The 7,975-nt window shown below is 58.5% G+C and carries 9 protein-coding genes; 5 read left to right on the top strand and 4 right to left on the bottom strand.

Annotated features, from left to right (window positions below; genetic code table 11):
- Window positions 1–167: 167 nt before the first annotated feature.
- Complete coding sequence (locus VSS37_RS15130) at window positions 168–878, bottom strand: pseudouridine synthase (protein WP_324696552.1); 711 nt, start codon at window positions 876–878, stop codon at window positions 168–170.
- Window positions 879–933: 55 nt separating this feature from the next.
- On the opposite strand from VSS37_RS15130, the gene VSS37_RS15125 reads away from it, so the two are divergent.
- Complete coding sequence (locus tag VSS37_RS15125; protein ID WP_324696551.1) at window positions 934–2,145, top strand: PilT/PilU family type 4a pilus ATPase; 1,212 nt, start codon at window positions 934–936, stop codon at window positions 2,143–2,145.
- A gap of 70 nt (window positions 2,146–2,215) precedes the next feature.
- Here VSS37_RS15125 and VSS37_RS15120 read toward each other — a convergent pair whose 3' ends face one another.
- Window positions 2,216–3,109, bottom strand: a complete 894-nt coding sequence (locus tag VSS37_RS15120; RefSeq protein ID WP_324696550.1) for a LysR substrate-binding domain-containing protein — start codon at window positions 3,107–3,109, stop codon at window positions 2,216–2,218.
- Between the two features lie 98 nt (window positions 3,110–3,207).
- Between VSS37_RS15120 and VSS37_RS15115 the strand changes: the two genes are divergently transcribed.
- Complete coding sequence (locus VSS37_RS15115; RefSeq protein WP_324696549.1) at window positions 3,208–4,422, top strand: MFS transporter; 1,215 nt, start codon at window positions 3,208–3,210, stop codon at window positions 4,420–4,422.
- Between the two features lie 10 nt (window positions 4,423–4,432).
- Here the strand turns inward: VSS37_RS15115 and VSS37_RS15110 are convergent, their stop codons facing one another.
- A complete protein-coding gene (locus VSS37_RS15110) occupies window positions 4,433–4,849 on the bottom strand; it encodes a Uma2 family endonuclease (protein WP_324696554.1) in 417 nt (138 codons plus the stop codon).
- A gap of 201 nt (window positions 4,850–5,050) precedes the next feature.
- Here VSS37_RS15110 and VSS37_RS15105 point away from each other — a divergent pair, with 201 nt between their 5' ends.
- From VSS37_RS15105 to VSS37_RS15095, 3 genes are all read left to right on the top strand, one after another.
- Complete coding sequence (locus tag VSS37_RS15105; RefSeq protein ID WP_324696547.1) at window positions 5,051–5,626, top strand: Uma2 family endonuclease; 576 nt, start codon at window positions 5,051–5,053, stop codon at window positions 5,624–5,626.
- An 89-nt stretch (window positions 5,627–5,715) separates the two neighbouring features.
- Complete coding sequence (locus VSS37_RS15100; RefSeq protein ID WP_324696545.1) at window positions 5,716–6,051, top strand: UPF0175 family protein; 336 nt, start codon at window positions 5,716–5,718, stop codon at window positions 6,049–6,051.
- On the top strand, window positions 6,039–6,506 hold the full coding sequence (locus VSS37_RS15095) for a PIN domain-containing protein (RefSeq protein ID WP_324696544.1): 468 nt from the start codon (window positions 6,039–6,041) through the stop codon (window positions 6,504–6,506). The genes VSS37_RS15100 and VSS37_RS15095 overlap by 13 nt, the downstream gene beginning before the upstream one ends.
- Window positions 6,507–6,512: 6 nt before the next feature.
- On the opposite strand, the gene argS is transcribed toward VSS37_RS15095, so the two are convergent.
- A partial coding sequence (argS, locus tag VSS37_RS15090; protein ID WP_324696542.1) for an arginine--tRNA ligase occupies window positions 6,513–7,975 on the bottom strand: 1,463 nt, incomplete at its 5' end.

Raw genomic sequence — 7,975 nt, 5'->3', positions numbered from 1 at the left:
AGCGACTAAGACCCCAAAACGCATATAGAGCCATTAATATTTATACTCAAGCCCGGAGACATGATTCGTAACGATCCCACATCATTAACTAAATTAATTTTACGATCAGATTTTATTTTTTTCAATGAAAACTTGTAAATTTTTTAGAAAAATAGACTAATAATTATTCAAATCAATGATGATTCTAAAGGGGGAAGGTGAATTTCTGTTATCAACACATCCCTCCACTTACCCACTGGAAGCTGGGGATCAAGCAGCAATCCACCAATCCGCTCCCGGTGCAAGGCCTCCACCCGGTTGCCCACCGCTGCGAACATGCGCTTTACCTGATGGTATTTGCCTTCATGGAGGGTAATCCGTGCTTGGCAAGCAGGCAGGATTTCCACCGCCGCCGGTTTGGTCAGCCCTTTTTCACCATGCAATTGCACACCGGCGCGCAATTGTTCCGCCGCAGCTTCCACCAAAGGTTCCGCCAGGGTCGCCAGATAGGTTTTCGGCACATGGTGTTTGGGCGACATCAGCCGGTGCGACCAGTCGCCATCATTGGTGACCAGCAACAGGCCAGTGGTGTCCTTGTCCAGCCGCCCCACCACATGCAGCGTGTGCCGATGCGGGTGATCAATCAAATCCATGACGGTGCGATGCGCAGGGTCTTCCGTCGCGCTGACCACGCCTGCCGGTTTGTGCAGCATGATGTAAATGGCGCCGGGCAAGGAAATCGCCGCGCCATCCAGCGTCACCACAGCCTGCGGGCCAATATGTGTTGCCGGTTTGGTGATGCCTTTTCCATCCGCCCGCACCCTCCCCCAGCGGATAAGTTTTTGCGCTTCGGAGCGCGGCATTCCTGTGGACTGGCTGACGAACTGATCTAAACGCATGGGATTTTGCTGTTACAATGGCCTGAACAATCCATAACAATAAAGGACTTCCTGCATGAAACTCAAAGAATACCTGCGCATCCTCGCCCATTACGACGGCTCCGACCTGTACCTCACTGCCGACCTTGAACCCAAGGCCAAATTCCAGGGCAAACTGAAAGCCGTCGATAAGGTGGTGATGACCCCGGAAATGCTGCACGACATGGCCTACAGCCTGATGAACAAGGAACAGCAGCAGCAATTTGAGCACAAGCCGGAAATGAACTTGGCCATCAGCGAGGAAGGCATAGGCCGTTTCCGCGTCAACATTTTCAAGCAGCGCCACAAGATCGCGATGGTGATCCGCAACATCAAGACCGACATCCCCAACGCCGACAAGCTTGGCCTGCCCAAAGTGCTGAAAGATGTCATTATGGAAAAGCGTGGCCTGATCCTGTTTGTGGGCGGGACAGGTTCCGGCAAATCCACCTCGCTCGCCGCCCTGATCGACCACCGCAACGCCAACCACGACGGGCATATCATCACCATCGAAGACCCGGTGGAATACGTCCACCCGCACAAAAAATCCATCATCAACCAGCGCGAAGTCGGCGTCGACACCGACAGCTACGAAGACGCGCTGAAAAACACCCTGCGCCAAGCCCCTGACGTGATCCTGATCGGCGAAGTCCGCTCGCAGGACACCATGGAACACGCGCTCGCTTTCGCCGAAACCGGCCATCTGTGCCTCTCCACCCTGCATGCCAACAATGCCAACCAGGCACTCGACCGCATCATCAATTTCTTTCCTGAAGAACGCCGCCACCAGTTGCTGATAGACCTTTCCCTCAACCTGAAAGCCTTTGTCTCGCAGCGCCTGATCCCCACCGTCGACGGCAAGCGTGTAGCCGCCATTGAAATCCTGCTCGGCACACCGATGGTGCGTGACCTGATCATGAAAGGCGAAGTCCACGCCATCAAGGAAATCATGGAAAAGTCGGAGGAACAAGGCATGCAAACCTTCGACAGCCACCTTTACCGCCTGTACCTGGAAGGCACGATCTCCCTGGCCGAAGCCCTGCGCAACGCCGACTCACCCAGCAACCTCAAGCTCAAGATCAACCTGTCCGGCAACCTGCACAAGGCACGGCCTGCGCCTTCAGCACCCGTTGCCCCTGCCCCGGCTCCGGCAGCGACAACTGCGGCGCAGCCTCAACGCCCGCAAGCAGACCCCGATTTCATGTCGAAACTGTCGCTGGCACCGAAAGAGGAAGAAACCCCGCTGTAATCGCCACTTATCGGCAACGTACAGGCTGGGTTGCCAGCCTGCATCAAACCCATCGCAGGTTGCACCTGCTTCACGGTTCACATTTAGCCGCACCAATCAGCCAATGCTTGACCCGCATGGCGACAGGCCGCAGCGCCAGCTTGTGATGGTGGACAACGTAATAGCCATTCGCCGTCGGCAGACAACACGCCGCAAACGGCTCCACCAGGGTTCCCGCCGCCAGTTCGCTTTCCACCAGCACACGGCTGGTCATCACCATTCCCTGGCCCAATCTGGCGGCCTCAATCGCCATCAGCGCCTGGTCAAAATGGATGCGCGGGATGCCCGCTACCTGCCCTTCCGCCAATTCCCCGAACTGTTGCAACCAGCGCTCCCACTCAGGGTGTATCGTGGTCGCCAGCAAGGTCGCGCGCAATAAATCGTGCGGGGCATGCAAGCCCAAACTGGCGATGTATTCCGGGCTGCCATACACACGGGCCTCATCGCCAAACAGCAGGGTGGCGTCCAGATTGGCCGTCTGGCCGTCAAAATAGCGGATCGCCAGATCAATGGATTCACGCTCGAAATCGACCGTCAGCGGGGTGACATTCAAATGCAGCTCAATCCCAGGGTGTTGGGTCAGCAGTTGGGCCATGCGCGCCGTAAACCATTTCGTCGCAAAACTGGGTGGCATGGAAAGCCACACCGCCCGGCTGCTGCTATCCCGCAATTTCTGGCTGGCGTCGGCAATCTGCGCCAGCGCAGGCTGGATCTTTTGCCAATATGCCTTGGCTTCCTCCGTCGGCAAGATCTGGCGCACCTGGCGCGTAAACAAAGGCACGCCCAGCCACTCTTCCAGCTTCTGGATTTGCTGGCCGACCGCGCCCGGGGTCACGCACAACGCTTCCGCCGCAAGAGAAAAACTATTGGTGCTCATCGCTGCATCGAATGCAAGCAAGGCTTTCAGGGGTGGGTATCGGTTCATACTGTAGAAATCCTATCACATGGCCGATATTAAATGAGTTGCCGCCCGACTGCTTCCACACCACACTTTCCCCCAAGCATTTGAACGGGAGCACAAGCATGTTTCAGACCATCCGCCATCCGCAGGTGTTGGGCATCACCCTGGCCGCAGCGGGCATCCTCATGGTCACCATGGGCATCCGGCAATCCTTCGGGCTATTCGTAAACCCGCTGAACACAACGACCGGCATCGATATTGTCACCATCAGCCTGGCGCTGGCGATTGGGCAATTCACCTGGGGGCTGATCCAACCCATTGCAGGCGTGGCGGCAGACCGTTACGGCGCACAAAGGGTGCTGGCCGTCGGGCTGGCCGCCCTGGCGCTGGGTTGCGCGCTGACCCCGCTGGTTGCCGGAGGTTTCGGCCTGACCGTCACACTGGGCTTGCTCGCCGCCATGGGTTCCGGCATCGGCAGCTTTTCCCTGCTGATTGGCGCAACAGCGCAGCAGATGCCGGTCGAATCACGCGGCATGGCCTCCGGCGTGATCAATGCGGGCGGCTCGTTCGGGCAATTCATCTTCGCCCCCATCCTGCAAAAGCTGATCCAATCCATCGGCTGGATGGGAGCCATGTGGGCAATGGCCGCCGTTGCCCTGGCGACGATTCCCATGATTGGCAAGCTGCATAGCGCAAAGCCAGCGGGCAAAACACCTCAGGCAGACAACCACCAAAGCCTGCAACAAGCGGTTGGGGATGCGATGAAAAACCCCAGCTACCTGCTGTTGCACACCGGCTTTTTCACCTGCGGTTTCCACATCGCCTTTCTGGTCACGCACCTGCCGGGTGAAGTCAACCTCTGCGGGCTGCCTCCCAGCGTCGCCAGTTGGTCGCTGGCCATTATCGGGCTGGCGAATGTATTGGGGAGTTTGTATGCAGGCTCGTGCATCACTTATTACCGCAGCAAATATGTGTTGGCGGCCATGTATGCTTCACGCGCCTTGCTGATCGTCTGGTATCTGCTGTCGCCACGCACGGAATGGACTTACTACCTGTTCGCGGCGGGCCTTGGCTTTACTTGGCTGGCGACTGTCCCGCCCACAGCGGCCATTGTCAGCAAGCTGTTTGGCTCCCGTTATCTGGCGACACTGTTTGGCCTGACCTTGCTCTCGCACCAGATCGGTGGGTTCCTCGGCGCATGGCTGGGAGGCGTCACCATCAGCCGCTTCGGCGACTTCACCTGGATGTGGTATGCCGACATTGCGCTGGCGACGTTGGCGGCGGTGGTCAACCTGCCGATCAAGGAAGCGCCGGTGAAGCGGGCAGTAGCAGTTTAGCTGGGGGTGATCAAACCAGCCCAAAATCCACGTCTTCGTAAACGGCCTGCATGTAGCAACGAAAGTTGATGCTGGCGAACTCCACCTCTGCCTCCGCCCCTGCAAAACTGAACAGCTCCCAGCGATTCTGGGCATTGCGGCGGAAGGCTTCCACGCGGTAGGTTTTCGGGCTGACCAGCACATATTCCTGCAAACTGTCGAGCTGGCGGTAACAGGCAAACTTGTCGCCCCGGTCATAGGCTTCCGTACTGGCGGAGAGGATTTCGACAATCAACAACGGGGATTGCTTGACGTAATTGCGCTTGTGGTCGTCCGGGTCGCAGGAAACCAGCAAGTCGGGATAGTAAAACGCCTCGTCCTCACCAATCCGCACTTTCATATCATTGAGATAAGCCTTGCAGCCAGACCCGCGTAGGTGCGGCTTGATCAGGGTGTGTTCCCGCCCATGTTAGCCTGATTGCAAACCGCTGGCAAAATACCGCCAGCAAGCCAGCCCAAATCGAAGCCATCCTGCAACATTTCGGGATGGCGTGCGGCGAATGAGGTTCCCCCAACATTCACGCCAGCACGAAATCCGCGTTACCATAACAGCAGGCTGGCGCAGACAGCAGAAACCCGAGGAACCCAGATGGCCAACACCGCACATACACAAACGAAAAGTGACGCAAGCTATGCAGACCTGCTACAGGTTCCCGAACACCTGATAGCGGAAATCCTCAATGGCGAGCTGCACACGCAACCACGCCCGGCAGTACGCCACGCGCGGGCGGCTTCATCCCTGTCAGGGCGTATCGAGCCGCCTTATGACTTTGGCGAAGGCGGCCCCGGCGGCTGGGTCATCCTGTTCGAACCGGAACTGCACCTGGGCGACAGGCCGCACATCCTGGTCCCCGATCTGGCGGGCTGGAAACGTGAGCGGATGCCCGCGCTGCCCGATACGGCCTGGATCGGGCTGGTTCCCGACTGGGTATGTGAAGTCATTTCCCCCGCCACCGCCAGCAAGGACCGCATCATCAAAATGCCCATCTACCGCGAGCTGGGCGTGGAATGGCTGTGGCTGGTCGACCCGGAACACAAAACCCTGGAAGCCTACCAATCCCTCAACGGGCATTGGGTGCTGCTGGGCGCATGGGGCGACGATGACACCGCCCGCATCCCGCCCTTCGATGCCGTGGGGATTCCGCTCGGCTCCTTGTGGATATGAATCCGACGGCTTACATCCGCTTCCGCTGAAGGCTTGTGTGGCTGCATAGCGTGGACTACACTCCGGCAAAACACTTCAGGAAAGCCGCCATGTACGCCACCAATGTCCGCGAACTCAAAAAGAACCCTTCACTCGCACTGCGCCATGCCCGCGAAGCGCCCGTGCTGATTTTAAAAGGGGATCAACCGGACGCCCTGCTGGTGCATCTGGATAAAACCCTCAGCGACACCGCCACGGGTTTGCGCCCTGCACTCGCCGCCAGCCTGTTCCGCGATGGCCTGATGTCGCTGGGAAAAGCCGCCCGCCTCAGCGGCCTGAACATGGGCGCCTTCATTAAACATCTGGGCAGCCTGGGCATTGAAATCGCCCGACCCGACGAGACCACCACACACGAAGCCCGCGATTTGTCCGCATGGTTGTCATAATCAGCGATACCGGCCCATTGCTGGCGTTCGCCGGGGTCAATCAGCTTACGATCCTGCAACAGCTGTTCACAACCGTATGGATACCACAGGCCGTGTGGCGGGAATCCCAAACGCATAACGACGCAGCCGCCGAACAGATCAGCCATGCCCGGCAGCAAGGCTGGCTACAGGTGATGACAGCGCCCCCGCCGCAAGACTTTCCGGCAAGCCTTGGCGATGGGGAGCAGGAAGCCCTGCAACTGGCCGCCGCCCACCCCAATGCCCTGCTGATCATGGATGACCGACTTGCCCGCCGTGAAGCCCTGCGACGGAATTTAGCCTTTGCCGGGACGGTCAGGGTGCTCTGGATTGCGCAGCAGCGGCAATTGATCAGCGACGCCGCGCCATTGCTGGATGCAATGGCGGCCAATGGCTACTACCTTTCCCGCCAACTGTTGCAGCAGATCAATGAATGAAGCGGCTTACATCCGCCCCATCACCGCAATCCCCAACAGGCCCAGGCCGGTTTGCAGGGTTTGCGCGGTCAGTTCCGCCAGTTGCAGGCGGCTGTTGCGCACCTCCTCCGCCACGCCGTCTTTCAGGATCGGGCAGGCTTCGTAGAAACTCATGAAATTGCCCGCCAGCTCATACAGGTAGGTGCAAAGATGGTTCGGCAGCCCTTCTTTCGCCACGCTGTCGACCGCTTCGCCAAATTGCAGCAGCTTGACCGCCAGCGTGCGTTCGGCGGTTTCCCGCAAGGCAATCTTCGCCCCCTCCCCTGATAAGGGAAGGGCTGGGGAGGGGTTTCCACTCTTCCTGAAAATGCTCCTGATGCGCGCATACGCATACTGCAAATACGGCGCAGTGTTCCCCTCGAAACTGAGCATGGCTTCCCAGTTGAAGATGTAATCGGAGTTGCGGTTTTTGGAAAGGTCAGCGTATTTGACCGCACCAATGCCCACTGCATGGGCGATGGCGTGGCGCTCGTCCTCCGGCAGTTCCGGGTTCTTTTCTGACACCAGTGCAAAAGCGCGCTCCTCGGCCTCAGTCAGCAACTCCGCCAGCTTGACCGTGCCGCCGCTGCGGGTCTTGAACGGCTTGCCATCCTCACCCAGCATATTGCCGAACGGCATGTGCTCCAGCGACAGGGCTTCGCGCACAAACCCGGCCTTGCGCGCCAGCAAAAACACCTGCTGGAAGTGCAGCGACTGGCGGGCATCGGTGAAATACAGCGCACGGTCAGCGTTCAGCACGCCGCTACGGTAACGCAGCGCCGCCAGGTCGGTGGTGGCGTACAAATAACCGCCATCGGATTTCTGCACGATGATCGGCGTGATGCTGCCGTCCTTGTTCTTGAATTCATCAAGGAACACACACTGCGCCCCCTGGTCTTCCACCAGCAAGCCCTTGGCCTGCAATTCGCTGACAATGGTGGCCAGATCGTCGTTGTAGGCGCTTTCCGGCATCACATCCGCACGCCTCAGTTGCACGCCGAGCCGCTGGTACACGCTTTCACAATGATGCAGCGAAATGTCGATGAACTGCCTCCACAATTTCAGGCATTCCGGGTCGCCGGATTGCAGCTTCACCACGTAATCCCGCGCCATTTTGGCGAATTCCGGCTCATCGTCGAAACGCTGCTTGGCGGCACGGTAGAACGTTTCCAGATCGGCCAGTTGTGGCTCGACACCACCCGCCCCGCCGCTTTGTCCTGCAATGCTGACCATGTGCGCAATCAGCATCCCGAACTGCGTGCCCCAGTCACCAACATGGTTCTGGCGGATCACCTTATGCCCCTGGAATTCCAGCACCCGCGCCACCGCATCGCCGATAATGGTGGAACGCAGATGGCCGACATGCATTTCCTTGGCAAGGTTGGGGCCGGAATAATCGACGACGATGGTGAAAGAAGAAACCCCTCCCAACCTCCCCTTGTCAGGGGAGG

It is taken from the genome of Candidatus Thiothrix phosphatis (genome assembly GCF_035668035.1).
GTDB lineage: Bacteria > Pseudomonadota > Gammaproteobacteria > Thiotrichales > Thiotrichaceae > Thiothrix > Thiothrix phosphatis.
Note: the sequence above shows the minus strand (reverse complement) of the source record. Positions and strands in the feature narration are given on the sequence as shown.